The organism is Mycobacterium sp. GA-0227b (assembly GCF_001499855.1).
Classification (GTDB): domain Bacteria; phylum Actinomycetota; class Actinomycetes; order Mycobacteriales; family Mycobacteriaceae; genus Mycobacterium.
The window spans coordinates 220,826-245,501 of sequence record NZ_LQIK01000034.1; the positions used below are offsets into that span (position 1 = coordinate 220,826).

Consider the following 24,676-nt stretch of genomic DNA (forward strand, 5'->3'; position numbering starts at 1 on the left):
AATCAACCGGCGGCGCCGACCGGAACGAAACCCGTTCCCGGTCGGTTCTTGGCCGTGATGTCGGCCAGCTGCGTGTTGAACGACATGTTCACCGCGGGTGTGTGCAGCGGGATGTACTTGATGATGCACGTCGGAAGTTCCTCGGAGAAGGCGCCGTGGATCATGCCGACCAGCCGATTGTTGACCGTCACCGGTGCACCCGAATCGCCCGGCTGACCGCAGACCTGGTTGATGAACGTACCGGGTTGCCCGCCGGGACCCCAGGTGACACCGCACGAGTAGCCGGTGGTGCGGCCGAGCTTGCAGGCGACATCGCCGACGACCGGATCCGGGCCCAGTCCGTCGATCTGAAACCCGTTGACGTTGTTGACCGGGCGCACCTTCTGCGGGTCGAACTCGATCACCGCGTAGTCGAGCGCATCGTTACCCGCCACCATCGTGCCGAGCACACCGGCCGCCTCCGCGCCCTCGGCGCTGACTTGAGCCCCTGGCCCTCCGCAGTGCGCCGAGGTGAAGCCGACGAGCTTGCCGCGGTTGTCAGTGCCGATCGCGGTGAGCGTGCACAGCGTCTCGCCGTTGACCACCAGGCCCGAGCCACCGCCCAGCGGAACCCGCTCCTGGGCCTGTGCCACGGCGGGCGTCAAGAGCAGGGCGGCGGCGACGGCGACGGCGATGGTCGCGGCGAGAAGGCTCAGGCGGAGGCCGCTGGTCTTCACGTGAACGTTTCCCCTATCGACGCGCCCCGACCTGCCCTGCCTTGGATCCAGCCAGTCTATCGCCGACCGGCATCGTTTCAGCGCAAGCCACATGGCAACATGAGTCGCGACCGAGACCTGAGTGCGGGAGGAACCCTCGTGAGCGATCGCAGGAACGGCGCGCCGACCACCGTGACGTCGATACCGCTGGTCGACCCGCACGCCCCGAAGGCCGACCCGTCCATCGGTGACCTCGTCAAGGATGCGACCGCGCAGGTCTCCACGCTGGTGCGCGCCGAGGTGGAGTTGGCCAAGGCCGAGATCACTCGCGACGTCAAAAAGGGTCTCACCGGCAGCGTCTTCTTCGTCCTGGCGCTGGTCGTGCTGTTCTACTCGACGTTCTTTTTCTTCTTCTTCCTCGGCGAACTGCTCGATCTGTGGCTGGTGAAGTGGGCGGCGTACCTGATCGTGTTCGGGCTGATGGTGGTGGTCACCGCCGTGTTCGCGCTGCTGGGCTACCTCAAGGTGCGACGCATCCGCGGCCCGCAGAAGACCATCGAATCGGTCAAGGAAATCCCCGAAGCGCTGACGCCGGGCCATGACAAGGCCAAGGCGCTGGCGGCGGGTGACGGAAAACCGGCGTCGACGGCCGATCCGTCGGGCTGGTAAGTGCCCCCACCCGCTCCGTCGGTCGTCCGCATCGACGGGCCGTGGCGTCATCTCGAGGTGCACGCCAACGGAATTCGCTTCCATGTGGTCGAAGCGGAGTCCGACACCGCACACCAGTCGCCGACGTCTGATACCGCCGCCGCGGCTCGGGCCACCGAGCGACCGCTGGTGATTCTGCTGCACGGATTCGGCTCATTCTGGTGGTCCTGGCGTCACCAGCTCCGGTGCCTGACCGGTGCTCGCGTGGTCGCCGTCGACCTGCGCGGCTACGGGGCCAGCGACAAACCACCGCGAGGCTACGACGGCTGGACGCTGGCCGGCGACACCGCCGGGTTGGTGCGCGCGCTGGGCCACAGCACCGCGACGCTGGTCGGGCACGCCGACGGCGGCCTGGTGTGCTGGGCCACCGCAGTGCTGCATCCCCGCGCGGTGCGCGCCATCGCGGTGGTCAGCTCACCGCATCCGGTGGCGCTGCGGGCCTCCGCCCTTCAGCGCCGCGACCAGGGCCGCGCGCTGCTGCCGTCGATGCTGCGCTACCAGGTTCCGATGTGGCCCGAGCGTTCGCTCACCCGGCACAATGCCGAGGAGCTGGAGCGCCTCGTCCGCAGCCGGTCGAGTAGTAAATGGGTTGGCTCCGAGGACTTCTCGCAGACCATCGCACACATGCGGCAGGCGATCCAGATTCCGGGGGCCGCGCACTCGGCGCTGGAATACCAGCGCTGGGCGGTACGCAGCCAGCTGCGTGGCGAAGGGCGTCGGTTCATGCGGTCGATGAAGCGCCCGATCAACGTGCCCGTGCTGCATGTGCGCGGAGCCGCCGACCCGTACGTGCTTGCCGATCCGGTGTACCGCACACAGCGCTACGCGCCGCACGGTCGTTACGTATCCGTCGCCGGCGCAGGGCATTTCGCTCATGAGGAGGCGCCCGAACCGGTCACCGAGCAGCTGTCCCGATTCCTCAGGCATGTATACGGTTAGGTGATGCAGGCGCCGGTCGGCACGCGTTCGCTGTTGTTCAGCTTGGCGAGTTGATGGGACACCTCGTTGGTGGTCAGCACGAAACCGGTGTCGGCGTCGTCGACCGCCGCCCCGAACACCACGCCCAGTACGCGGCCTTCCCGGTCGATCATCGGCCCGCCCGAGTTTCCTTGCCGCACACTGCCCCTGATCGTGTAGACCTCGCGCTCGACCGTGGTGGTGCGGTAGATGTCGGGGCCGCTCAACTCGATGATCTCGCGGACACGCGCCGGCGTGGCGACGAAGTTACCGCCGCCGGGATAGCCCATCACCACCGCATCGGTGCCCGTGGTGGCCGGGGTGTCGGCGAACGGCAACGGGGCCGCCGGCAGGTCCGGCACGTCGAGGATCGAGATGTCCGCCTGCGGGTCGTACGACACGACGTACGCGTCGTAGGTCTGCCCGTCGGCCTCGACCGTGACGCTTTCCGAACCGGCGACCACGTGCGCGTTCGAGATCACCCGATTGGTCGCGGCGACGAATCCGGTGCCTTCCAGCACCTTCTGGCATCCGGGCGCCACCCCGCGGATCTTGACCACGCTGGGCCGTGTCGCAGCCACAACCGGGTCGGCGGCAAGCGCGGCGTCGGGTGCGTCGACGGCGACGATCGGGGTGCGCCCGAACGGTTGCAACACGTCGGGCAGACCCGAGGTGTCCAACAGCGCCGAAAGACGCGTCGGCACCGAGCGCAGCCAGTCCGGCGCGGCGTCGTTGACCTCTTTGAGCACCTTCGAGCCACGCACCGCGGCCGCAAGGTTGGGCTGGTCGGACGTCTGCAGGGGATACGTCAGCATCCACGCCGCCACCAGCACGGCGACAATCTGTATTGCCACGCCGACCAGCGAGTCGACCGCGCGCAGCGTGCGGTTGCGGATGGCGCTGCGCACCGCACGGCCCAGCACGACGCCGGCGATCTCCCCGATGACCACCAGCGCGAGGATCAAAAACAGCGTCACGAACAGCTTGGTGCGCGGGCCGTCGATGTGCTCGACCAGGTGAGGGGCCAGCAGCACACCGGCGACCGCGCCGAGCACCACACCGAGGAACGACAGCATCGACCCGAGCGCACCCGAGCGCCAGCCCGAGATGCCCGCGACGAAGGCGATAGCGAGGACCGCGAAGTCCACCCACTGTGACGATGTCATGGTTGTCCATCACCGTAACCGCCGTCGCCGCCGACGAGCGCCATTGCGTCCTCGAGTTCGCGCACGTCGTCGGTGTTCCACGGCTGGGCCCAGCCCGCTACGTCGAGCATCGCCGAGATCACCTGACCGGTGAACCCCCACACCAGCATCTCGTTGAGCAGAAACGCCGGACCCGCGTACCGGCGGGTGTTGGCGCTGCGATACACCATGATCCGGTTCTCGGGGTTGACGAATGCGCGCACCGGGACGCGGGCCACGTGCGCGGTCTCGGCCCGGTCGACGACGGCCACCGGCCCCGGGTCCGGCGAGTAGGCCAGTACGGGCACCACGTGAAAACCCGACGGCGGGATGAACAGCCGCTCCATGGTCGCCAACGGGTGCAACCGCCCGACGTCGATGCCGGTCTCCTCGTTGGCTTCCCGCAGTGCGGTCTGCACCGGGCTGTGGTCGCCGGCCTCGAACGCACCGCCGGGGAAGGCGGCCTGGCCGGCGTGGTGGCGCAGTGTCGCCGCGCGGACGGTGACGAGCAGGTCGGCGTCCTCGGGCAAGCCGCCGGTCGGCGTGTCGGCCGGGCCGGAGAACAGCACCAGCACCGCCGCTTCGCGCCCGGCGGGCGGCGCTCCGAGCCGGTTCCGCTCGGCGGTGACCATGGCGAGCAGTTCGGGCGGCACCCGACGGCGGTAGACCTGCTTGACGTCGGCGGCGTTGTCCAACAGCGGCTTGAGCCACGGCGGGGCGGCGTCGGGGGTCAGCCCGCTGCCCTCGTCGACCCAACTCACCGCGCTGCTCCAATCTGTGAGTTCACCGCTGCGGCGATCTCGTCGGCACTGGTGAACGAGCGCGGCAGGACGTCGGCAACGCTACCGTCCGCGCGCAGCACCACGGTTGCTGGCATGACGTTGGGCACCCGCAACGCGGCGGCGATCAGCCGCCTGCCGTCCTGCAGCGTGGGCAACCGCACGCCGAGCTCGGCCAGTCGCAGCAGCGCCGCGGTCTCGTTCTCGTCCTGGTGCACGGTCAGCACGGTCACCGCCGAACCCATCCGGCGTTGGTATTCGGCCATCGCCGGCAGTTCCTCGGTGCAGGGCGCACACCAGTACGCCCAGAGATTGAGCACGACGACGCGGCCGGCGACCGCCTTGGCGACGTCGACCGGCGCCCCGTTGCCGGCGCACTCCAACGTGATGCCGCGCAGGGCTGCCGGTCCCGGCCCCACGCCCGGCGCCGGACACGGGGGCAGATCGGCTCGCGCCCGCGGCCCGGCCAGCGCCTCGGCAGTGTCGGCGTCGCGGCGATCCCGCGCGCTGGTCTGCGACGACGACTCGGAGGACGGAGCGTCGTCATCCAACTGCGCCCACAGGGCCCATCCCAGCGCCACCATCACCACGAGGACCACCACGGTCCAACGAGTCGAGGTACGCACGGTCGGTCGAGGGTCGGTGGGTTACAGCCCGGCCAGGGCCAGCAGGTGTTCGGTTTCGGGGCCCTTGACCAGCGGCGCGGCGATCAGGGGGTCGGTCGGTCCGATACCGAAGGAGGGGCAGTCATTGGCCAGAACGCAGATACCGCACGCCGGCTTGCGCGCGTGGCAGACGCGGCGGCCGTGGAAGATCACCCGGTGGCTGAGGTCGGTCCACTCGCTGCGCTCGATGAGCTCACCGACGGCATGTTCGACCTTGACCGGATCCTCCTCGGTGGTCCACCGCCACCGGCGGACGAGCCGGCCGAAATGCGTGTCGACGGTGATGCCCGGGATGCCGAACGCATTGCCGAGGATGACATTGGCGGTCTTGCGTCCGACGCCCGGCAGCGTCACCAACGACTCCATGGTCGCGGGCACCTGGCCGTCGAACCGTTCGACGAGTTCCTGGCCGAGGCGGATGAGTGAATTCGTTTTGTTGCGGTAGAACCCGGTGGGCCGAATGATCTCCTCCAGCTCGGTGCGATCGGCCTTCGCGTAGTCCAGTGCGGTGCGGTATTTCTTGAACAGCGCCGGGGTGGTCAGGTTGACCCGTTTGTCGGTGCTCTGCGCCGACAGGATCGTCGCGACGGTCAGCTCGAGCGGGTTGGTGAAGTCGAGCTCGCAGTACACATGCGGAAACGCCTGCGCCAGCGCGCGATTCATTCGACGCGCGCGCCGAACCAGACCGATGCGCGTTTCGCCGTCCCGGTTCCGGGCCCGCTTCATCGCGCCCGACTTCTTTGCCGACGTCTCACCCACGGTCACGAACGCCAGCGTACTGAGACGCGCCGACACCGGTACTGCGGACCGGTGACATTTCGTGATCCCGCTGAGACCTTCGGCGTGTTTACTTCAGCCTTGTGTCGTGGTTGCTGGTCGGGCTGATTCCGGGGTTGCTGATGGTGGCGACATTCGGGCTGCAGCGACTCGAGGCAGGCCTGCACCGCGACACCGTCTCAGCCACCGATGTGGCGAAATTCCTTGCGGAGGCCGAGCCGTCCGACGTCGACACGCTGGCGCGGGACGGGATGAGCCGCGCACTCGACGGCCTGCGCCAACGCCGACACGTTGACCACGCGATGGCCGGCGGATCGACGCCGTTCTTTCCCGACTCGGGTTTGCCGACGCACCGCTTCCCTGAGCCCCGGGTGAATCCGGAGTTTCGGCCGACCCGACATGCCGATCGTGTGTAGCGTGGGCTGGTCACGAAACCGGGTACCTCTAGACTTATCTCGCTAACCGATAGAGGTCGGCTTCACCTAACAGCTTAAGAGGGGCAACGTGGACGAGATCCTGGCGCGGGCCGGAATCTTCCAGGGGGTCGAACCAAGCGCCGTCGCCGCGCTGACCAAGCAACTGCAGCCAGTCGACTTCCCCCGTGGACACACCGTGTTCGCCGAGGGTGAGCCCGGCGACCGGCTCTACATCATCATTTCGGGCAAGGTCAAGATCGGCCGGCGGTCGCCGGACGGGCGGGAGAACCTGCTGACCATCATGGGGCCGTCGGACATGTTCGGCGAGCTGTCGATCTTCGACCCCGGCCCGCGGACGTCGAGCGCGACGACGATCACCGAGGTGCGCGCCGTGTCGATGGACCGTGACGCGCTGCGCGCGTGGATCGCCGACCGGCCGGAGATCGCCGAGCAGCTGCTGCGGGTGCTGGCCCGTCGTCTGCGCCGCACCAACAACAACCTGGCCGACCTGATCTTCACAGACGTGCCCGGCCGCGTCGCCAAGCAGCTGCTTCAGCTGGCTCAGCGGTTCGGTACCCAGGAGGGCGGCGCACTGCGCGTGACGCACGACCTCACGCAGGAAGAGATCGCCCAGCTCGTCGGCGCATCGCGGGAAACCGTCAACAAGGCGCTCGCCGACTTCGCTCACCGCGGCTGGATTCGCTTGGAGGGCAAGAGCGTTCTGATCTCCGACTCGGAACGACTGGCCCGCCGCGCGCGCTAGGGATTCGGGTGTAGTTGGTTGCGTTCACGCGACGAACTACACCGAAATCACGCGCGTAGGTAGTCGAGCTGCGCCTGGACGCTCCATTCCGCTACGTCCCAGAGCTTCTCGTCGACGTCGGTGTAGACGTGCTCTACGACCTGGCGGACGGTGGCGTCCTCGCCCAGCACGCGCAAGGCGGCGCGCACCTGCTCGAGCCGCTCCTGGCGATGGGCGAGATACCCGGCGCTGACCGCTTCCAGATCGTCGAGTTCGGGACCGTGGCCCGGCAGCACCGTGCGAGGGCCCAGCCCGCGCAGCCGCTGCAGCGAATCCAGATACTGGCTCAGGCTGCCGTCTTCCTTGTCGATGACCGTGGTGCCGCGCCCCAGCACGGTGTCCGCGGTCAGCACCGCACCCTTCCCGTCGCTGCGCTCGCCCCGGATGTCGTCGAGGACAAACGACACTGAGTCGGCCGTATGCCCCGGCGTGGCCATCACCGTGATGCGCAGGCCCGCGGCGTCGATGACCTCACCGTCCGTCAGCGGCCCGCCGAGGCCGCGCAGAAATCCGCTGCCGACAGCCCGCACGACCGCCCCGGTACGGTCGACGATCTTGTCGATGGCGCCGGTGTGGTCCTCGTGCCGGTGGCTGATCAGCACCAGCGGGATGCTGCCCAGCTCCGCGATACGCGCAATGTGCTCGTCGTCCTCGGGCCCGGGATCGACCACGACCATCTCGTCGCTGCCGGATCCGCGCAGCACCCAGGTGTTGGTGCCCTCCAACGTCATCAGGCCGGGGTTGTCGCACAGCAGCACCGACGCAGAGTCGGTCACCGGGCGCAGTAGCCCGTACGCCGGATGCTGCAGCGTCACGCCACCTCTGCCTGATCGTCGCTCACGCGACCTCGACAATCAGCTCGACCTCGACCGGCGCATCCCTCGGCAATTCGGACACCCCCACCGCCGAGCGCGCGTGCGCGCCGGCCTCCCCGAACACCTCACCGAACAATTCGGATGCGCCGTTGACGATGCCCGGCTGACCGTTGAACCCCGGCGCGGAGGCGACGAACCCGACCACCTTCACAACACGGGTGACCGCGTCGATGCCGACCAGCGCGTGAACCGCGGCCAGCGCGTTCAGCGCGCACACCCGGGCCAGGTCGCGAGCCTGCTCGGGGCTGACTGCGCCGCCGACCTTGCCCGTCTGCAGCAGCTCACCGTCCCGGATCGGCAGCTGACCGGCGGTGTAGACCAGGTTGCCGGTGCGGACCGCGGGTACATAAGCCGCCAGCGGCGCCACCACCGGAGGCAGCTCGATGCCGAGTTCGGTCAGCCGGGCCGCTGGCGTGCTCATTTCGGTCGTTTGAGGTAGGCGACGTGCTGTTCGCCCGTGGGACCCGGCAGCACCGACACCAGCTCCCAGCCGTCCTCTCCCCACTGGTCGAGAATCTGCTTGGTGGCGTGGGTCAGCAGCGGGACGGTGGCGTACTCCCAGCGGGTCGATTCGGTCATGTGGCCGAGCTTATCGGGCAGCGATCGGGAGTTGGCTAGCATGCACGGGTGGCTTCCACTACCAATGGCGGTAGATCCGTCGGCTGGCCGTCGCGGCTGAGCAAAGCCCGGTTGCACTTCGTCACCGGCAAGGGCGGCACCGGCAAGTCGACCATCGCCGCCTCGCTGGCGTTGGCTCTGGCCGCGGGCGGACGCAAGGTCCTGCTGGTGGAAGTCGAAGGGCGCCAAGGCATTGCGCAGCTGTTCGACGTGCCGCCGCTGCCGTATCAAGAGGTCAAGATCGCGACCGCCGAGGGCGGTGGTCAGGTCAACGCGCTGGCGATCGACACCGAGGCCGCGTTCCTCGAATACCTCGAAATGTTCTACAACCTCGGCCTGGCCGGCCGGGCCATGCGAAGGATCGGAGCCGTCGAGTTCGCGACCACGATCGCGCCGGGCCTGCGCGACGTGCTGCTGACCGGCAAGATCCGCGAGATCGTGACCCGCGCCGAGAAGGGCAAGCAGCCCGTCTACGACGCCGTCGTCGTCGACTCGCCGCCGACCGGTCGCATCGCACGGTTCCTCGACGTCACCAAGGCGGTGTCCGACCTCGCCAAGGGCGGCCCGGTGCACGGGCAGGCCGAGAGCGTGGTCAAGGTGCTGCACTCGGAGATGACCGCCATCCACCTCGTCACGCTGCTGGAGGCGCTGCCCATCCAGGAGACTCTGGAGGCCATCGACGAGCTGAAGGACCTCGGGTTGCCGATCGGCAGCGTCATCGTCAACCGCAACATCCCCGCCTACCTGCCCGCCGACGCGCTGGCCAAGGCCGCCGAGGGCGACATCGACGCCGACGCCGTTCGCGCCGGCCTGGGCGAAGCCGGAATCACGTTGTCCGACACCGACTTCGCTGGGCTGCTGACAGAGACGATCCAGCACGCCACCCGGATCATGGCCCGTGCCGAAAGCGCCGAGCAACTCGACGCGCTGGATGTCGCGCGGCTGCAGCTGCCGCAGATCACCGACGGTGTGGACCTCGGCAGCCTCTACGAACTCGCCGAAGAACTCGAACGCCAGGGGGTGCGATGATGAGTGCGACTCCACCGGCCCTCGACATGGGCTCGATTCTGCGGGACACGTCGAACCGCGTCGTGGTCTGTTGCGGTGCGGGCGGTGTGGGCAAGACCACCACCGCGGCGGCGATGGCGCTACGCGCGGCGGAGTATGGCAGAACCGTCGTCGTGCTGACCATCGACCCGGCGAAGCGACTCGCCCAGGCGCTGGGCATCAAGACCCTGGGCAACACCCCGCAGCGTGTTCCGCTCGCCCCGGAGGTGCCGGGTGAGCTGCACGCGATGATGCTCGACATGCGCCGCACGTTCGACGAGATGGTCATCCAGTACTCGGGACCGCAACGGGCGCAAGAGATTCTGGACAACCAGTTCTATCAGACGGTCGCCACCTCGTTGGCGGGCACTCAGGAGTACATGGCGATGGAGAAGCTCGGCCAGCTTCTCGGCGAGGACCGGTGGGACTTGGTCGTCGTCGACACCCCGCCGTCGCGCAATGCACTGGACTTCCTGGACGCGCCAAAGCGGTTGGGCGGCTTCATGGACAGCCGACTCTGGAAGCTGCTGCTGGGTCCCGGTCGGGGGATCGGTCGCTTGGTCACGGGCGCGATGGGGCTGGCGATGAAGGCGCTGTCGACTGTTCTCGGCTCGCAAATGCTTTCCGACGCAGCGGCTTTCGTGCAGTCACTCGACTCGACGTTCGGTGGCTTCCGCGAGAAGGCCGACCGCACCTACGATCTCCTCAAACGCCGCGGCACGCAGTTCGTGGTGGTGTCGGCGGCAGAACCGGATGCGCTTCGCGAAGCTTCGTTCTTCGTCGACCGACTCTCCGAAGAGCACATGCCGCTGTCCGGCCTGATCCTCAATCGCACCCACCCGATGCTGTCGGACCTGCACGCCGAGAAGGCCGAGGAGGCCGCCGAGACCATCGAGAAGACCGATCCCGACTCGTTGACCGCTGCGGTGCTCAGGATTCACGCCGACAGGGCGTCCACCGCCAAACGGGAGATCCGGTTGCTGTCCCGGTTCACCGGCGCCAATCCGCATGTGGCGATCGTCGGTGTGCCGTCATTGCCGTTCGACGTGTCGGACCTGGAGGCGTTGCGGGCCATCGCCGATCAGATCACCGGCGAGGCTGCTTCCGCCGCGTAGTTCAGACCGCGTTGCGGTGCTTGCGCTGGGCGGCGAAGAACTCGGCCCAGGAAACCACCTCGGGATGCTGCTTGAGCAACGCGCGGCGCTGACGCTCGGTCATCCCGCCCCACACCCCGAACTCGACGCGGTTGTCGAGCGCGTCGGCGCCGCACTCGAGGATCACCGGGCAGTGTCTGCAGATCACCGCGGCTTTGCGCTGCGCGGCGCCGCGCACGAACAGTTCGTCGGGATCGGTCTGGCGGCATCGGGCCTGCGATACCCAGGCAATGCGGGCTTCGGCTTCAGCGCCGTGGACAACACTGTGAGCCGAGGACGTCATCGCGGTCCTGCGTACCGCGGGCCTAGTAGCTGACACCAGCGTTCCCTCCGTTCCAACCGCCCCCCGGCCAACACCGGTACGGCGCAGTCCCAGGTGTAGAACGCCTGCTGCGATCTACGCCACATTGCGTGGGGTCAGTGTGACCTGCATCGCACTGTTCGACCAAATTAGATGGTCACAGCCGTTCTGCGCAATACTCACGGGCCACTTTTTTGGGACGACCGTGCCGTCAGACAGCAAAATTGACGTCCGCGGCGCTCGGCGCGGCTTCCGGAACTGGCAATCGACCGTCCGAAGCTGCCGTTTTGCGACGTCGTTACGCTGTAGGTCATGCCGGAGAGCCAGCCGAGTCGACCGCCGACGACGGTTACGGTCATCAAGCTCGCCTGGTGCGTTCTGTTGGCCAGCGTGATCACCGCAGCCTTGATGTTTCCGCTCGTCGGCGGCTTCGGGCTGGTCTCGAACCGGGCCTCTGACGTCGTCGCGAACGGTTCGGCGCAGTTGGTGGAGGGCGAGGTACCGCAGGTCTCGACGATGGTCGACGCCAAGGGCAACGTCATCGCCTGGCTGTACTCGCAGCGGCGGTTCGAGGTGCCCAGCGAGCAAATCGCCAACACGATGAAATTGGCGATCGTTTCGATCGAAGACAAACGGTTTGCCGAGCACAACGGCGTCGACTGGCAAGGCACGCTGACCGGTCTTTCGGGATATCTGTCGGGAAATTTGGACACCCGCGGTGGTTCCACCATCGAGCAGCAGTACGTCAAGAACTACCAACTGCTGGTGCTCGCCCAGACCGAGGCGGAGAAGCGGGCGGCCGTCGAGACCACGCCGGCGCGCAAGTTGCGTGAGATCCGGATGGCGCTGACGCTGGACAAGACGTTCACCAAGTCGGAGATCCTGACCCGCTACCTGAACCTGGTGTCGTTCGGCAACGGCGCCTTCGGGGTGCAGGACGCCGCGCAGACGTACTTCGGCATCAACGCCTCCGATTTGAACTGGCAGCAGGCGGCGCTGCTGGCCGGCATGGTGCAGTCCACCAGCACGCTCAACCCGTACACCAATCCCGAGGGTGCACTGGCGCGTCGAAACCTCGTGCTGGACACCATGATCGAGAACATTCCCGAGGAGGCCGCGGCGCTTCGGGCGGCCAAAGAGCAGCCGCTGGGGGTGCTGCCGCAGCCCAAGGAGCTGCCGCGCGGCTGCATCGCCGCCGGCGACCGGGCGTTCTTCTGCGACTACGCGCTCGAGTACCTGGCGCGCGCGGGGATCAGCAAGGAGCAGGTCGCCAGGGGCGGGTACCTGATCAAGACGACGCTCGACCCGGACGTGCAGGCCCCGGTGAAGTCCGCGGTCAACCAGTACGCCAGCCCGGACCTCGACGGTGTGGCGAGCGTGATGAGCGTGATCAAACCCGGCAAGGAGTCACACCCGGTCCTGGCCATGGCCAGCAGCCGCACTTACGGGCTCAACCTCGATGCCGGCGAGACCATGCAGCCTCAGCCGTTCTCCCTCGTCGGCGACGGCGCCGGATCGACGTTCAAGATCTTCACGGTGGCCGCGGCCATGGAGATGGGCATGGGCATCAACGCCCAGCTCGACGTGCCCGCCCAGTTCCAGGCCAAGGGCCTCGGCAGCAGCGACACCCCGGGCTGCCCGCCCGCCACGTGGTGCGTGAAGAACGCGGGCAACTACCGCGGCACGATGAACATCACCGACGCGCTGGCCACCTCCCCGAACACCGCCTTCGCCAAACTGATCTCGCAAGTCGGTGTGCAGCGCAGCGTCGACATGGCGGTCCGGCTGGGGCTGCGGTCCTATGCGCTGCCGGGCACCGCGCGCGACTACGACCCCGGCAGCAACGAGAGCCTGGCCGACTTCATCAAGCGGCAGAACCTCGGCTCGTTCGTGCTGGGGCCGATCGAGGTCAACGCACTCGAGTTCTCGAACGTCGCGGCGACGCTGGCCTCCGGCGGCATGTGGTGCCCACCGAACCCGATCGCGCAGGTCATCGACCGCCACGGTGAGGAAGTCTCGGTCACCACCGAGACCTGTGAGCAGGTGGTGCCCGAGGGCCTGGCCAACACGCTGGCCAACGCGCTGAGCAAGGACCACGAGGGCGCCGGCACCGCCGCGGCGGCGGCCGGTTCGGTCGGTTGGAACCTGCCGATGTCCGGCAAGACCGGCACCACCGAGGCCCACCGCTCGTCGGCGTTCCTCGGGTTCACCAACACGCTCGCCGCCGGGAACTACATCTACGACGACTCCACCTCGCCCGGTGAACTGTGTTCGTTCCCGCTGCGCAAGTGCGGCTACGGCAACCTGTACGGCGGCAACGAGCCGGCCAGGACATGGTTCAGCGCGATGAAGCCGATCGCCAACAACTTCGGTGAGGTCCGGCTGCCGCCGACGGATCCGCGCTACGTGGAGGGCGGTCCCGGGTCACGGGTGCCCAGCGTCTCGGGCCTGACGGAGGCCACGGCCCGGCAACGGCTGCGTGACGCCGGCTTCCAGGTGTCTGATCAGGCCGCGTCGGTGAACAGTTCGGCGCCACGAGGGTCGGTCGTCGGCACGGCGCCGAACGGGCAGACCGTGCCCGGTTCGATCATCACGATCCAGGTCTCCAATGGCATTCCGCCCGCACCGCCGCCTCCGCCCGCGGGGATACCCGGGATTCCGGGGCTTCCGGCGCCGGTGGGTGAAACGGTGGTGGAGATCCCCGGCCTGCCGCCGATCACCGTGCCGGTGCTCGGCCCGCCACCACCGGCGCCGCCCCCACCGTGACCGGCTGGGCTTGCGCGCGCCGGACGGGTGAAGGCGGTCACCGCGCGCGACTGGCAGTAGGCTCTGCAGCATGTCCGCCCGTTCGACGATCCTGAAGAACTCCGCCGCGGCGTCAGCCGGTGCGTTGGTGGCCGGCATCGGCTATGCCTCGCTGATCGAGCGCAACGCCTTCGCCGTGCGGGAATTGACGATGCCGGTGCTCTCGCCGGGGTCGTCGCCGTTGAAGGTGCTGCACATCAGCGACATCCACATGCGTCCCGGACAGCGACGCAAACAGGCCTGGCTGCGCGACCTGGCGACTCTGGAACCCGACCTGGTGGTCAACACCGGTGACAACCTGGCGCACGCCAAGGCTGTGCCGGCGGTCGTGCAGTCGCTGTCGGAGCTGCTGTCGGTCCCGGGCGTTTTCGTGTTCGGCAGCAATGACTATTTCGGACCCCGGCCGAAGAACCCGCTCAACTACATCACCCGGCCCGGTCACCGCATCCACGGTGAACCGCTGCCCTGGCAGGACCTGCGGGCGGCGTTCACCGAGCGCGGCTGGCTCGACGTGACGCACACCCGCCGTGAGCTGGACGTGCAGGGCCTGCACATCGCTGCGGCCGGCGTCGACGACCCGCATCTGTCGCGGGACCGCTACGAGACCATCGCCGGGCCGGCCAGCCCCGCCGCCAACCTCACGTTGGGACTGACCCACTCGCCCGAGCCGCGAGTCCTCGACCGGTTCGCGGCCGACGGGTACCAGTTGGTGATGGCCGGCCACACGCACGGCGGGCAGTTGTGCCTGCCGTTCTACGGCGCCCTGGTGACCAACTGCGGCTTGGACCGTTCGCGGGTCAAGGGCCCGTCACGGTGGGGCGTGCGCACGCAACTGCACGTCTCGGCGGGCATCGGCACCTCGCCGTACGCTCCGCTGCGGTTCTGCTGCCGGCCCGAGGCCACGCTGCTGACCCTCGTCGCGGCGCCGATCGGCGGTCGCGACGCAGACACTCGGGCGGGCATATCCCATCCGAGCGTCTCCGTGCGGTGACCGACAAGTCCTCAACAGCCAGTCGCAGCGGTCCACGCACGTGGGTACACGATGCGGTCCGGTTGATCGAGGCCGACGCGCGCCGTAGCGCCGACACTCATCTGCTGCGGTATCCGCTGCCGACGGCCTGGTCCGACCGCTGCGACCTGCAGTTGTATCTCAAGGATGAGACGACCCACATCACCGGCAGCCTCAAGCACCGGCTGGCGCGCTCACTGTTTCTGTACGCGCTGTGCAACGGCTGGATCGACGAGAACACCACGATCATCGAAGCCTCTTCGGGCTCGACAGCGGTGTCGGAGGCGTACTTCGCGGCGCTGCTCGGCTTGCCGTTCATCGCCGTGATGCCGTCCTCGACGAGCGCCAGCAAGATCGCTCTGATCGAATCACAGGGTGGGCGTTGCCATTTCGTGGCGGAGTCCAGTCAGGTTTACGCCGAGGCGGAACGACTCGCCGAAGAGACCGGCGGGCACTACATCGATCAGTTCACCAACGCCGAGCGGGCCACCGACTGGCGTGGCAACAACAACATCGCCGAGTCGATTTTCGAGCAGATGCGCGACGAGGCGCATCCGGTGCCCGACTGGATCGTGGTGGGTGCCGGCACCGGCGGCACCAGCGCGACCATCGGCCGTTACATCCGCTATCGACGCCACGCGACCCGGCTGTGCGTGGTCGATCCGGAGAACTCGGCGTTCTTTCCCGCCTACGCGCAGGGCCGCGCTGATGTGGTGACCGGGATGTCGTCGCGGATCGAGGGTATCGGCCGACCGCGGGTGGAGCCGTCGTTCCTGCCCGGCGTGGTCGACCGCATGGTGGTCGTGCCGGATGCCGCCTCGGTGGCTGCCGCGCGGCACGCCAGCAGGGTTTTGGGCCGGCGGGTGGGCCCGTCGACCGGAACCAACCTATGGGGGTCGTTCGGGCTCTTGGCGGAGATGATGACCGCAGGGCGCAGTGGTTCGGTGGTGACGCTGCTGGCCGACAGCGGCGACCGCTACGCGGACACCTACTTCTGCGACGAGTGGCTGACCAACCACGGGTTGGACGACTCGGAGTTCGCGTCGGTGTTGGACGAGTTCGAACGCTCGGGACGCTGGTCCTGATCGTCGGCCGCGCCACTCAGCGGGCCGTCGGAGGTGAGGAACAGCCACACCGCGGCGAGCACGAAGAAACCCAGATAGATGGATGCGCCAAGACCAGTCATCTCGTCCTCGCTTCGTCGGTTCCTGCCGTCAGTGTGCATAACGCCACCGACAACCCCGTTGCTTCCCTCGGCGTGTCGTGATGTACGCCTCTGCGCGGACGCCAAGCCGGCCCATGCCCTACTACGTTTCCGGTATGGACCGCCTCCGGGATGAGCTGCGCCGCCCCGCGGTGTGGCTGATTCCGGTGGTGGTGGCCGCGGCTCAGCTCGCAGGCACTGCCGGACCGCGTCACCGCCGGGGACCCGACCTGCACTGGGTGCCGCTCAACTGGTTCGGCTATCTGCTGCTGATCGCCGGCCCGGTGGCGCTGCTGTTGCGCACCGTCTACCCGTACGCCGTGCTGCTGACGGTGATCGCGATCACCATGGTCTACCTGGCAGCGGGGTTCCGGGTCGGACCGGTCTTCGCATCGCTGATCGTGGCGTTTCTGACCGCGGCCGTCACGGGCCCACGCTGGCGTAGCTATCCCCTGCCCCTGCTGGGCTGGGCAGCTGTGGTCTGGCTGATCCCAATGCTCCGGGGCGAGGAGCCACCACCCACCGTCGCGATCGGCGCGATCGCGGCGTGGCTGATCGTGCTCGTCGCAGTCGCCGAGGGCATCCGGCAGCGACGCGCGGTGATCGACGCGCGTCGGCAGCGCAAGGCCGCGATGGCGCGGGAGGCGCAGTCCGAGCAGGAGCGCCAGGCCACCCAGGCGCGGCTGTCCATCGCGCGAGAGCTGCACGACGTACTGGCGCACAGCCTGTCGATGATCAACGTGCAGTCGTCGGTCGCGCTGGAATTGCTCGACCAGCATCCGGAGCGGGCCGGGCCTGCGCTTGCCGCCATCAAAGACGCGAGCAGGCAAGCGATTTCGGATGTGCACTCGTTGGTTGACGCGCTGCGCACCGAGCAGGGCCAACCGACGGCGCCGACACCCGGCATCGCCGATCTGGATGGACTGGTCGGCGCAGCCCGCGCGACGGGGCTGACGGTGACCACGGCCGTGCGGGGCGAACCCCGTCCGGTGCCCGCGGTGATCGACGTCGCCGCGGCCCGCATCGTGCAGGAGTCATTGACGAACGTGGTACGGCATTCGACTGCCGAACATGCCGCCGTCACAGTCACTTACGGGCCCGACACGTTGGCCGTCGTGGTCGACAACGACGGACGCCCTCTGAACTCCGGGCCACCGTCGGGAGGAAGTGGCATCGTCGGCATGCGAGAGAGGGCACGTGCGCTCGGCGGCGACCTGTCGGTGCACCGGCATCCCGGCGGCGGATTCAGCGTACTTGCCTCGCTTCCGCTGGCATCCGAAAGTGCCGACGCGACATGACGATTCGGGTGGTCATCGCTGACGACCAGGCGCTGGTGCGGGCGGGCTTCGCGGCACTGCTCGACGCACAGGACGGCATCGAGGTGGTCGCGGAGGCCGACACCGGAGCCGCTGCGCTGGCGTCCGCACGCGAATTCCGACCCGACGTGGTCTTGATGGACATCCGGATGCCGGAGATGGACGGGTTGGCGGCAACGCGCGAGATCGTGGCCGACCCGGCGCTGAGCGGGGTGCGGGTGGTGGTGCTGACGACGTTCGAACTCGACGAGTACGTGTTCGAGGCGATGCGCGCCGGGGCGAGCGGCTTTCTGGTCAAGCACACCGAGCCGATTGAACTGGTACGGGCGGTGCGGGTGGTCGCCGAGGGCGACGCGCTGCTGTCGCCGTCGGTGACGCGTCGGCTGGTGGCGGAGTTCGCCGCCAGGACCAAGGCGCCCGCCGGGTCGCCGGCCGTACTGGCCGACTTGACGACGCGGGAGCGCGAGGTGATGGCACTGGTTGCCGAGGGCCTGACCAACGCCGAGATCGGCGGGCGGTTGTTCATGAGCCCGGCCACGGCGCGGACCCACGTGAGCCGGATCCTGACCAAGCTGGGCGCCCGCGACCGCACCCAGCTGGTGGTGATCGCCTACGAGACCGGCCTGGTACGGCCGGGATGGCAGGGCTGACCCATCGCCCTACGTTCGCGGACGTAGCGCAGTTGCCGACCGTAGGCCGATGCGGCGCCCGCACCGTCAGCGGCAGGCTCGATCCCATGAACATCAACGAAATCGCCCCCACCGCAACCACATTTCTCGCCGAGCATGGCGGCCGGTTCGCCGATCATGACTGGAACCCGTGGTTCCTGCTCATTCCGCTGACGTTCTGGACGCTTGTCATCATCGGCATCGTCTACGTCGCGCGCCGTTTCCGCGGCAGCCATGGCATTCGCACGCTGCGTGACTCCTACGCCAAGGGCGAGGTCACCGAGGCCGAGTACCGCGAGCGTCTGGCAGTGCTGAGGGAAACCCGCCGCTAGCCCCCGTTCGCTAGCGTGACGCCTCAGCCGGGCTCGCGATTTCTACACCAGGGTCGTCCTTCGGGAACGAATCACAGCCCTGGTGTAGAAGTCGCGGTCGTCGACGGAGACCGCGGTAAGCGTTTGGCCTCGCACCCCGCCGGTGCGATACGCTGTCGTGGCTTCACGCGGGGTGTGGCGCAGCTTGGTAGCGCGCTTCGTTCGGGACGAAGAGGTCGTGGGTTCAAATCCCGCCACCCCGACAAGTAGAGGGCATCGGCTCGGTGAATTCGCTGAGCGAGCAAGTCGAGTGACTCACGCCGGCGGTTCGGCGCCGAAATGTGTTTGACCGGCGGGAACGCCGGGTATTGAGCAGGGCGTGACGAAACCGTCGACGCGAGTCGAGCCTGCTCTGCCGAAGGCCGTCGGGCCGCTGTCCGCCGCAATCATCGACCTCCTCCAGCGAGGCCGGCCGGCACTGCACGCGCGTCCGATCGATGTTCCGATGTGCGAGGCGGACCCGTACGGGTTGGACCTTCAGCTCGCCCTCTACATCTGCTACGAGCTGCACTACCGCGGTTTCGCCGGGGTGAGCCCGCGGTGGGAGTGGAATCCCGCGCTGCTGCACCTGCGCGGCAGGTTCGAGGAGTCGTTCCTCAGCGCGGTGCGCCAGGACGTCGGCGAGATCGCCGAGGGCGAGACCGCGGAAGCCGAGATGGACAAGCTGTCGATCGAACCGGTCGACGGCGAGGGTCCGTCGTATCACCTGCGCGACAAGGGCACCTGGGAGCAGATGCTCGAGTACTTCGTGCACCGCTCGGTGTACCACCTCAAAGAGGGCGACCCGCACGCCTGGACCATCCCGCGTCTGGCCGGCCACGCGAAGGCCGCCTTCGTCGCGGTCGAGTTCGACGAGTTCGGCGGCGGCCGCGGTGAACACGTGCACCAACACCTGTACGCCGAGCTGATGAATGCGGCCGGCCTGGACTCGTCGTATCTGGGCTACCTCGATCACGTGCCCGCCGACGCGTTGGCGTCGGTGAACCTGATGTCGCTGTTCGGGTTGCATCGGGAGTTGCGCGGCGCTTCGATCGGACACTTCGCGTCCACGGAGATCACTTCGTCGCCCGGCTCACGGCGGCTGGTGGAGGCATTGCGCCGGATGGGCGCCCCCGACGCCTGCGTGGCGTTCTACCAGGAGCATGTGGTGGCCGACGCCGTCCACGAGCAGGTGGTGCGCACCGATGTCGTCGGCGACCTCGTCGCCAGGGAACCGCATCTGGACCGCGACGTCGTGTTCGGCATCCGGGCGCGCGATGTGGTCGAGGAGCGGCTGGCCAAGCATCTGATGGACAGCTGGACCGACAACCGCTCGTCGCTACGCCGACCGCTTGGCTGACGCCTTGGCCGGCGCGCGGCCCGGCCGACACCGGTGACTGGTGTCGCACAACGGATAATCCTTGCTGCGCCGGCAGGTACAGACGGCCACCATGAACCGGTCCGATTCCACCACCTGCCCGTCGGGCATCTCGATGCGAACCGGTCCCTGCACCATCAGCGGGCCGTTCGGCACCACCCGCACGATCCGGGGTTCGGCGTCACTCACGGCTTGTCCGCCCGGATCACCAACAGTTCCTCTTCGCGACGGCCGGGTTCGAGGCGGCCCGTTCCCTCGAGCCACTCGGCCCGCGAGATCAGCACCGGGCCGAACGGTATCCATTGCCGCGCAACGATTTCGGCGTCGAGTCCGACGCTGGCTAGTGCACCGAGCGTCCGGCGCGGATCGGCGAACTCCGACTGCACCAACAACAGGCTGCCGCCGTGGTCGAGGATTTCCGGAACCGCCGCACACAGCGGGTCGAGCACCAGTCGACCGTCGCACCCGGCGTCCCAGGCGCGTGCGGGTCCGACGTGGGCCGGAAGCGGATTGCACGCGGCGGCCGGATCGTGCGGCACGTACGGCGGATTGCAGACGACCAGATCGAAGGGACCGAATTCGGCTGCCCGCGCCCATGATCCGAGATGCACGTCGACGTTGACTCCGGCCCCTAGAGCGTTGGCCCTCGCACATCGCACTGCGCGCGGACAGATGTCGAGAGCGGTGACCGATGCGGCACCCTGCTCGGCGGCACCGACGGCGACGACGCCGCTTCCCGTGCACAGATCGACGACGTGCCGGCCGCGTGCCAGCGCGGTGCCGTCCATGACCTCGATGAGCAGTCGCGAATCTTCCTGCGGGGCGTAGACGCCCTCGTCCGCAACTAAGGGGTCGCGGACGTCGGTGTATGCGGTTGTCACATCGGCCTTTCGACAGGGTCAGCTGCTGCTGCGATCCAGCACTGCCGGTGTTAATGCCCGGTCCCCCGCTGGTTGAAACGTCGGCCACCGTTTTGCCGGGCCACCGTGCGGGCATCCGACCACCGTGCAAGCCTCCGATATCGCCGCGTTGCCCGTCCGCTTCGGCGCCGCCCTTCGTCACCGTCGGCTTTTTCACCCGTCGGGTGTGATGGCCGAGGGCATCCTCGAACGTGTCGCCCCGGAGGGTGAGGGGCTACCGATGAACTCCTGTGACGTCATCGCGCGGGTGTCCAAGGGGGTTGGCCTGCCCGGCGCGACCCCCGACATCGCCGGGCTGGCGTGGCGGATACCGCCACCACCAGACCTCCGCTCCTGCAGCCCGTGGGACGTTCTGCTCGCGTCGACGCTCGCCGGGACTCGCATCGGGCTCGCACCGGCGGTTTCGTGGTCCGGCGCGACGTTCTCCAGCCTGATGCCGCTGCGCTACCACGACGGCCTGTGGTGGGTGCGGGCCCGCTTGGCAACTCGCATCGATGCACCGGGGCTGTCGTTGAGTGCCGTCGAGAAACAGATCACGTCAACCGGAATCACGTTCACGGTCGACCAGGCGTCGGGCACCGGAGGCTTTCGGCCGTTGGCCCGGCTCACGCTTCGCCACGTCGACCCCAGCTGCGACGACATCGCGTTCGACCCAGCCCTGCACAGCGACCCCGAGGTGGAACTGGCGCCGCGCTGGCTCGGCGACTTCCGACGCGCGGCCTACAAGCGCAGCAGGCAGGGCCGAGACGCCGAATGATCAGGCCGTCGGCTCCCCGCCGGACTCCGCGACGTCGGGCGCCTTCTCCCGGGTAGCCATGCCACCCTCGCCGCCCTCGTCTTTCGGTCCGGTGCGTTGCGCCTTGCGCTTGTCCCGCTCGTCGGCGTCGTCGTCGTCGTAGATGCCTTTTCCTGTCGGCATATCGGTCCTTTCGTCCTTCGATGAGCTACCCGCCGGCTCCGCGTTTCAACCTCGATCCCCGGGGTATGTGCAGCGCACTGCGACCCGGAAGGCCATGCACATGGATGCCCTGACATTTCTTCGTGACGACCACAAGAGCGTGCTGGGCATGCTCGAGGTCCTCGACGGTGCGCCGTCGGGAACCGGCGCCGAGATGAGCGGTCTGCGCACCATGGTGACCAACTTGGTCATCGCCGAGTCTCAGCACGAGGCGATCGAGGAACAGTTCTTCTGGCCCGCGGTGCGTGATGCGATCGGCGACGGGCTCGTCGACGAAGCCATCGCCCAGGAGCAGGCCGGCAAGCACTTGCTTCAGACCCTCGAGGACAAAGAGCCCGGTGACCCCGAATACCACGATGCACTCGCGGAATTCGTCAAGGTCGGCCGTGAGCACATCCTCTACGAACAGGACGTCGTATGGCCGGCGTTCGAGGCGGCGGTCAGTCGCGAGGAGCGCGAAAAGATCGGTGAGAAGCTGGAGGCGGCCAAGAAGATCGCCCCGACCCGACCGCATCCCGACACCCCGGGTAGCTCAGTGGTGCAGAAGACGATGGGGTTGGGGGCCGCGGTGATGGACCACGTGCGCGATGCGGCCAGTGGCCGCGAAGCCGACAATCCGCCGGATCCGCAGCAGCACTGACCGCATCGGCGGCGAATCAGCTTGTCGCTGTGTGCTGTTCGTGGGTGAACGGCTTTTCACTCTGCACCGCGGGCTGGCCCTCCGGACACCGCTCGGCGCCCTTGTTCTCCCGCTTCTTGGTGCCCAGCCACTGTTGGTTGGGCTTCTCGACGTACTCCCACTCCATGCCCTCGGGCCACGGTCCCTGGCCCTCATTCCACGGGCCCCGCACCGAGCCCTGCCCGTTGGACATGTTGAAGGCCACGTTCTGGAACCGATCGTCGCCGGGCAGTTGGCCGGGCGGGAAGTTCACCGGTAGCTCGTTGAGCGCGGCGGTGAACTGCTGGAAGTGCGCCACCTCCCTGGTCATCAGGAACGTCAGGGTGTCCTGCACACCGGGGTCGTCGGTGAACTGCTTGAGGTACTCGTAAACGATCTTGGCGCGCGACTCCGCGGCCAGGTTGCTGCGCAGGTCGACGGTCGGATCGCCGTTGGCGTTGACGAACGTGCCCTGCCACGGCACCCCGGCGGAATCCTTGACGTCCGGCCCGCCGCCGCTCAGCGCGAAGTACAGCGGGTTGACCGCGACGCTGTGAATGATGTCGTCGCGCCCGTCCTTGCTGGCGATCGCGGGCATCCAGTCGCACCGTTCGTTGGCCATTTTCAGATCATCGTTGAGGCCGTCGAGCAGCATGGTGATCATCGAACCGACCATCTCGAGGTGGCTGAACTCCTCGGTGGCGATGTCCATGAACAGGTCGTACATCTTCGGGTTCTTCTGGCGCAGCACGAACGCCTGAGTGAAGTACTGCATGGCGGCCTTCAGCTCGCCGTTGGCGCCGCCGAACTGCTCCTGCAGCAGGCTGGCGAACCGGGGGTCCGGCCGCTCGACGCGAACCTCGAACTGAAGATCTTTGTTGTGAATGAACATTGAGCCTCCCGGGCTGTGTGGTTGGCAGGTCGGCGCGGGATACCCGGGGGTGCGTCCGCCAAACGGGATTTGCAGCGTTTCATCGGCGGAAGTCAGCGCTCGATTTTGCAGCTTTGGCCGTTCACCCCGCGGTATCACAACCGCTCGCGCAAGATTCAGCCGCTACCGCGGATTGATCCAGCGTCTAGCCCGAAGCGGTGCGCAACTTGTCGAGCAGCGGCGCGGCCGCCTCCTTGAGGAACTGTTCCTGGCCTTCGTCGCCGATCTGGACGAGCGCGATGTCGGTGAAGCCGGCTTCCCAGTACTTGCTGATCGCTTCGACGATCGCGTCGGGGTCGGGTCCGCACGGGATGGACTCGGCGACATCCTCGGGCCGCACGAATTGGGTGGCCCCGTCGAAACCGGCGGTCGTCGGCAGGTCGGAGTTGACGGTCCATCCGCCGCCGAACCACCGGAACTGGTCATGAGCCCGTCGCACAGCGGCTTCTTTGTCCGTATCCCAGCAGATCGGTATCTGCCCGACGACGCGTGCGTCGCCCGGCAGTCCGGTCGCGCGCCTTGCCTCGTGCCAGGCGTCGACGAGATCCTTGTTCGGCTCAGTGGCAATCAGGTGATCCGACAGCGGCGCGAACGTCTCGACCGACCGCTCACCCGAAACCGCGGTGGCGATGGCGACCGGCGTCTGCGGGAGGTCCCACAATCGGGCGGAGTCCACCTCGAAATACTCGCCCTTCCAGTCGACGAGCTCGCCGGTGAACAACTCCCGGATGATCTGGATCGCTTCGCGCAGCATGTCCTGGCGCCGGGCCACCGTGGGCCAGCGCTTGCCGACGACGTGTTCGTTGAGGTTCTCGCCGCTGCCCAGTCCCAGGGTGAAGCGGCCGTCGGCGAGGATCTGCAAGGTGGCCGCCTTCTGCGCGACGACTGCGGGGTGGTAGCGCATCGTCGGGCAGGTGACGTAGGTGAACAGCTCGACCCGCTCGGTCGCGTGCGCGACGGCCCCCAGCACCGACCAGGCGTACGGTGCGTGCCCCTGCGACGACAACCACGGGAAGTAGTGGTCGGAGGACACTTCGAAGTCGAACCCCACGCGTTCCGCCGAAACCGCATAATGGACAAGCTCTTTTGGCCCGCTCTGCTCTGTCATCAAGGTGTAGCCGAACCGCGTCATGGGTCGGGAGTACCCGAGCCCCAACCGCGGAAAACGGCTGGTGCCCCGCGGTGGCTACAGTCTGGCCTTCACCGCCGCCGAGAGCCGCGCGCCGTCGGCCTTACCGGCCGCGATCGCCGTGGCGGCCTTCATCACCAGGCCCATCTGCTTGGTTCCCGGCCTCTCGCCGATCTGCTCGGCAACCTGGGCGATCGCGGTGTCGGCGACGTCGGCCAGCTCGGCTTCGGTCAGCGGCGTCGGCAGATACTCGTCGATGACGCGGGCCTCGGCGTGCTCGTTCGCGGCCAACTCACCGCGGCCGTTCTGGGCTTCGGCGGCGTAGTTTTGGCTCATGGCGGAGCTCAAGGACCGGTTGCGGGCCGACCTGAC

30 protein-coding genes and 1 tRNA gene are annotated in these 24,676 nt (G+C 67.9%); 16 read left to right on the top strand and 15 right to left on the bottom strand.

The window, feature by feature from the left end:
• Positions 1-2: 2 nt before the first annotated feature.
• A complete protein-coding gene (locus tag AU185_RS24285) occupies positions 3-716 on the bottom strand; it encodes a S1 family peptidase (RefSeq protein ID WP_059101718.1) in 714 nt (237 codons plus the stop codon).
• Between the two features lie 138 nt (positions 717-854).
• Between AU185_RS24285 and AU185_RS24290 the strand changes: the two genes are divergently transcribed.
• On the top strand, positions 855-1,364 hold the full coding sequence (locus tag AU185_RS24290; protein WP_059101719.1) for a phage holin family protein: 510 nt from the start codon (positions 855-857) through the stop codon (positions 1,362-1,364).
• Positions 1,365-2,342: an alpha/beta fold hydrolase gene (locus AU185_RS24295; RefSeq protein ID WP_059101720.1), complete on the top strand. Its 978-nt coding sequence runs from the start codon at positions 1,365-1,367 to the stop codon at positions 2,340-2,342. It abuts the gene before it with no gap.
• On the opposite strand, the gene marP is transcribed toward AU185_RS24295, so the two are convergent.
• Genes marP through nth form a run of 4 tightly spaced genes read right to left on the bottom strand, consistent with a single transcriptional unit; the run spans position 2,339 to position 5,714 of the window.
• The gene (gene marP, locus AU185_RS24300; RefSeq protein ID WP_059101721.1) at positions 2,339-3,526 is read right to left on the bottom strand and encodes an acid resistance serine protease MarP; all 1,188 of its coding nucleotides are present in this window, start codon (positions 3,524-3,526) and stop codon (positions 2,339-2,341) included. The genes AU185_RS24295 and marP overlap by 4 nt on opposite strands.
• The gene (locus AU185_RS24305) at positions 3,523-4,305 is read right to left on the bottom strand and encodes an NUDIX hydrolase (protein WP_059101722.1); all 783 of its coding nucleotides are present in this window, start codon (positions 4,303-4,305) and stop codon (positions 3,523-3,525) included. The genes marP and AU185_RS24305 overlap by 4 nt, the downstream gene beginning before the upstream one ends.
• On the bottom strand, positions 4,302-4,949 hold the full coding sequence (locus AU185_RS24310) for a TlpA family protein disulfide reductase (protein WP_059101723.1): 648 nt from the start codon (positions 4,947-4,949) through the stop codon (positions 4,302-4,304). The genes AU185_RS24305 and AU185_RS24310 overlap by 4 nt, the downstream gene beginning before the upstream one ends.
• A gap of 21 nt (positions 4,950-4,970) precedes the next feature.
• Positions 4,971-5,714, bottom strand: a complete 744-nt coding sequence (gene nth / locus AU185_RS24315; protein WP_059101850.1) for an endonuclease III — start codon at positions 5,712-5,714, stop codon at positions 4,971-4,973.
• A gap of 173 nt (positions 5,715-5,887) precedes the next feature.
• Between nth and AU185_RS24320 the strand changes: the two genes are divergently transcribed.
• A complete protein-coding gene (locus AU185_RS24320; protein ID WP_502687755.1) occupies positions 5,888-6,181 on the top strand; it encodes a hypothetical protein in 294 nt (97 codons plus the stop codon).
• A gap of 88 nt (positions 6,182-6,269) precedes the next feature.
• Positions 6,270-6,944, top strand: a complete 675-nt coding sequence (gene crp, locus AU185_RS24325) for a cAMP-activated global transcriptional regulator CRP (RefSeq protein WP_059101725.1) — start codon at positions 6,270-6,272, stop codon at positions 6,942-6,944.
• A 47-nt stretch (positions 6,945-6,991) separates the two neighbouring features.
• On the opposite strand, the gene AU185_RS24330 is transcribed toward crp, so the two are convergent.
• From AU185_RS24330 to sp36, 3 genes are read right to left on the bottom strand one after another with little or no spacing between them, the layout of a single operon-like run.
• Positions 6,992-7,798, bottom strand: a complete 807-nt coding sequence (locus AU185_RS24330; protein ID WP_059101726.1) for an MBL fold metallo-hydrolase — start codon at positions 7,796-7,798, stop codon at positions 6,992-6,994.
• A gap of 22 nt (positions 7,799-7,820) precedes the next feature.
• A complete protein-coding gene (locus tag AU185_RS24335) occupies positions 7,821-8,279 on the bottom strand; it encodes a RidA family protein (RefSeq protein ID WP_059101727.1) in 459 nt (152 codons plus the stop codon).
• Positions 8,276-8,437, bottom strand: coding sequence for a Sp36 family protein (gene sp36 / locus AU185_RS24340; RefSeq protein WP_094288127.1), 162 nt, complete (start codon positions 8,435-8,437; stop codon positions 8,276-8,278). Before sp36 ends, AU185_RS24335 begins: the two co-directional genes overlap by 4 nt.
• A gap of 48 nt (positions 8,438-8,485) precedes the next feature.
• On the opposite strand from sp36, the gene bagA reads away from it, so the two are divergent.
• Complete coding sequence (gene bagA, locus AU185_RS24345) at positions 8,486-9,505, top strand: ATPase BagA (protein ID WP_059101729.1); 1,020 nt, start codon at positions 8,486-8,488, stop codon at positions 9,503-9,505.
• A complete protein-coding gene (gene bagB, locus AU185_RS24350; RefSeq protein WP_059101730.1) occupies positions 9,505-10,638 on the top strand; it encodes an ATPase BagB in 1,134 nt (377 codons plus the stop codon). The genes bagA and bagB overlap by 1 nt, the downstream gene beginning before the upstream one ends.
• 1 nt (position 10,639) lies before the next feature.
• Here bagB and AU185_RS24355 read toward each other — a convergent pair whose 3' ends face one another.
• The gene (locus tag AU185_RS24355) at positions 10,640-10,996 is read right to left on the bottom strand and encodes a WhiB family transcriptional regulator (protein WP_059101731.1); all 357 of its coding nucleotides are present in this window, start codon (positions 10,994-10,996) and stop codon (positions 10,640-10,642) included.
• A gap of 294 nt (positions 10,997-11,290) precedes the next feature.
• On the opposite strand from AU185_RS24355, the gene ponA2 reads away from it, so the two are divergent.
• From ponA2 to AU185_RS24395, 8 genes are all read left to right on the top strand, one after another.
• Complete coding sequence (gene ponA2 / locus AU185_RS24360; RefSeq protein WP_059101732.1) at positions 11,291-13,744, top strand: transglycosylase/D,D-transpeptidase PonA2; 2,454 nt, start codon at positions 11,291-11,293, stop codon at positions 13,742-13,744.
• A gap of 70 nt (positions 13,745-13,814) precedes the next feature.
• Positions 13,815-14,774 carry a metallophosphoesterase gene (locus tag AU185_RS24365; protein ID WP_059101733.1) on the top strand — a complete coding sequence of 320 codons (960 nt, stop codon included), beginning with the start codon at positions 13,815-13,817 and terminating at the stop codon, positions 14,772-14,774.
• Positions 14,771-15,877 (top strand): L-cysteine desulfhydrase Cds1, encoded by a 1,107-nt coding sequence (cds1, locus tag AU185_RS24370; protein ID WP_059101734.1) that lies wholly within the window; start codon positions 14,771-14,773, stop codon positions 15,875-15,877. Before AU185_RS24365 ends, cds1 begins: the two co-directional genes overlap by 4 nt.
• A gap of 235 nt (positions 15,878-16,112) precedes the next feature.
• Entirely contained in the window at positions 16,113-17,294 is a 1,182-nt protein-coding gene (locus tag AU185_RS24375; protein ID WP_059101735.1) for a sensor histidine kinase, read from the top strand.
• A complete protein-coding gene (locus AU185_RS24380) occupies positions 17,291-17,962 on the top strand; it encodes a response regulator transcription factor (protein ID WP_059101736.1) in 672 nt (223 codons plus the stop codon). Before AU185_RS24375 ends, AU185_RS24380 begins: the two co-directional genes overlap by 4 nt.
• Positions 17,950-18,312 (top strand): SHOCT domain-containing protein, encoded by a 363-nt coding sequence (locus AU185_RS25745; protein ID WP_156425652.1) that lies wholly within the window; start codon positions 17,950-17,952, stop codon positions 18,310-18,312. The genes AU185_RS24380 and AU185_RS25745 overlap by 13 nt, the downstream gene beginning before the upstream one ends.
• A gap of 168 nt (positions 18,313-18,480) precedes the next feature.
• Positions 18,481-18,554, top strand: a tRNA-Pro gene (locus tag AU185_RS24390).
• A gap of 116 nt (positions 18,555-18,670) precedes the next feature.
• Positions 18,671-19,690 carry an iron-containing redox enzyme family protein gene (locus AU185_RS24395; protein ID WP_059101738.1) on the top strand — a complete coding sequence of 340 codons (1,020 nt, stop codon included), beginning with the start codon at positions 18,671-18,673 and terminating at the stop codon, positions 19,688-19,690.
• Here the strand turns inward: AU185_RS24395 and AU185_RS24400 are convergent.
• Positions 19,670-19,897 (bottom strand): CDGSH iron-sulfur domain-containing protein, encoded by a 228-nt coding sequence (locus AU185_RS24400; RefSeq protein ID WP_172800237.1) that lies wholly within the window; start codon positions 19,895-19,897, stop codon positions 19,670-19,672. The genes AU185_RS24395 and AU185_RS24400 overlap by 21 nt on opposite strands.
• On the bottom strand, positions 19,894-20,589 hold the full coding sequence (locus AU185_RS24405) for a HemK2/MTQ2 family protein methyltransferase (RefSeq protein ID WP_059101739.1): 696 nt from the start codon (positions 20,587-20,589) through the stop codon (positions 19,894-19,896). Before AU185_RS24405 ends, AU185_RS24400 begins: the two co-directional genes overlap by 4 nt.
• A 124-nt stretch (positions 20,590-20,713) precedes the next feature.
• Between AU185_RS24405 and AU185_RS24410 the strand changes: the two genes are divergently transcribed.
• Entirely contained in the window at positions 20,714-21,385 is a 672-nt protein-coding gene (locus AU185_RS24410) for a hypothetical protein (protein ID WP_059101740.1), read from the top strand.
• Here the strand turns inward: AU185_RS24410 and AU185_RS25410 are convergent, their stop codons facing one another.
• Entirely contained in the window at positions 21,386-21,547 is a 162-nt protein-coding gene (locus AU185_RS25410; protein WP_172800236.1) for a hypothetical protein, read from the bottom strand.
• Between the two features lie 100 nt (positions 21,548-21,647).
• Between AU185_RS25410 and AU185_RS24415 the strand changes: the two genes are divergently transcribed.
• Entirely contained in the window at positions 21,648-22,226 is a 579-nt protein-coding gene (locus AU185_RS24415) for a hemerythrin domain-containing protein (RefSeq protein ID WP_059101852.1), read from the top strand.
• A 16-nt stretch (positions 22,227-22,242) separates the two neighbouring features.
• Here the strand turns inward: AU185_RS24415 and AU185_RS24420 are convergent, their stop codons facing one another.
• The 3 genes from AU185_RS24420 to AU185_RS24430 form a co-directional block, all read right to left on the bottom strand.
• Positions 22,243-23,136, bottom strand: a complete 894-nt coding sequence (locus AU185_RS24420) for a manganese catalase family protein (RefSeq protein ID WP_059101741.1) — start codon at positions 23,134-23,136, stop codon at positions 22,243-22,245.
• A 184-nt stretch (positions 23,137-23,320) separates the two neighbouring features.
• On the bottom strand, positions 23,321-24,307 hold the full coding sequence (locus AU185_RS24425; protein ID WP_059101742.1) for an LLM class F420-dependent oxidoreductase: 987 nt from the start codon (positions 24,305-24,307) through the stop codon (positions 23,321-23,323).
• Between the two features lie 54 nt (positions 24,308-24,361).
• On the bottom strand, positions 24,362-24,676 hold a 315-nt coding region (locus AU185_RS24430), incomplete at its 5' end, for a GatB/YqeY domain-containing protein (protein WP_286143352.1).

What these genes read in the sequence shown, in the direction of transcription:
- AU185_RS24425 (WP_059101742.1), bottom strand. Translation starts at nt 24,307, where the DNA reads ATGACGCGGTTCGGCTACACCTTGATGACAGAGCAGAGCGGGCCAAAA.
- AU185_RS24420 (WP_059101741.1), bottom strand. Translation starts at nt 23,136, where the DNA reads ATGTTCATTCACAACAAAGATCTTCAGTTCGAGGTTCGCGTCGAGCGG.
- AU185_RS24415 (WP_059101852.1), top strand. Translation starts at nt 21,648, where the DNA reads ATGGATGCCCTGACATTTCTTCGTGACGACCACAAGAGCGTGCTGGGC.
- AU185_RS24365 (WP_059101733.1), top strand. Translation starts at nt 13,815, where the DNA reads ATGTCCGCCCGTTCGACGATCCTGAAGAACTCCGCCGCGGCGTCAGCC.
- AU185_RS25410 (WP_172800236.1), bottom strand. Translation starts at nt 21,547, where the DNA reads ATGCCGACAGGAAAAGGCATCTACGACGACGACGACGCCGACGAGCGG.
- marP (WP_059101721.1), bottom strand. Translation starts at nt 3,526, where the DNA reads ATGACATCGTCACAGTGGGTGGACTTCGCGGTCCTCGCTATCGCCTTC.
- bagB (WP_059101730.1), top strand. Translation starts at nt 9,505, where the DNA reads ATGAGTGCGACTCCACCGGCCCTCGACATGGGCTCGATTCTGCGGGAC.
- AU185_RS24375 (WP_059101735.1), top strand. Translation starts at nt 16,113, where the DNA reads ATGGACCGCCTCCGGGATGAGCTGCGCCGCCCCGCGGTGTGGCTGATT.
- AU185_RS24320 (WP_502687755.1), top strand. Translation starts at nt 5,888, where the DNA reads ATGGTGGCGACATTCGGGCTGCAGCGACTCGAGGCAGGCCTGCACCGC.
- nth (WP_059101850.1), bottom strand. Translation starts at nt 5,714, where the DNA reads ATGAAGCGGGCCCGGAACCGGGACGGCGAAACGCGCATCGGTCTGGTT.
- sp36 (WP_094288127.1), bottom strand. Translation starts at nt 8,437, where the DNA reads ATGACCGAATCGACCCGCTGGGAGTACGCCACCGTCCCGCTGCTGACC.
- AU185_RS24335 (WP_059101727.1), bottom strand. Translation starts at nt 8,279, where the DNA reads ATGAGCACGCCAGCGGCCCGGCTGACCGAACTCGGCATCGAGCTGCCT.
- AU185_RS24380 (WP_059101736.1), top strand. Translation starts at nt 17,291, where the DNA reads ATGACGATTCGGGTGGTCATCGCTGACGACCAGGCGCTGGTGCGGGCG.
- ponA2 (WP_059101732.1), top strand. Translation starts at nt 11,291, where the DNA reads ATGCCGGAGAGCCAGCCGAGTCGACCGCCGACGACGGTTACGGTCATC.
- AU185_RS25745 (WP_156425652.1), top strand. Translation starts at nt 17,950, where the DNA reads ATGGCAGGGCTGACCCATCGCCCTACGTTCGCGGACGTAGCGCAGTTG.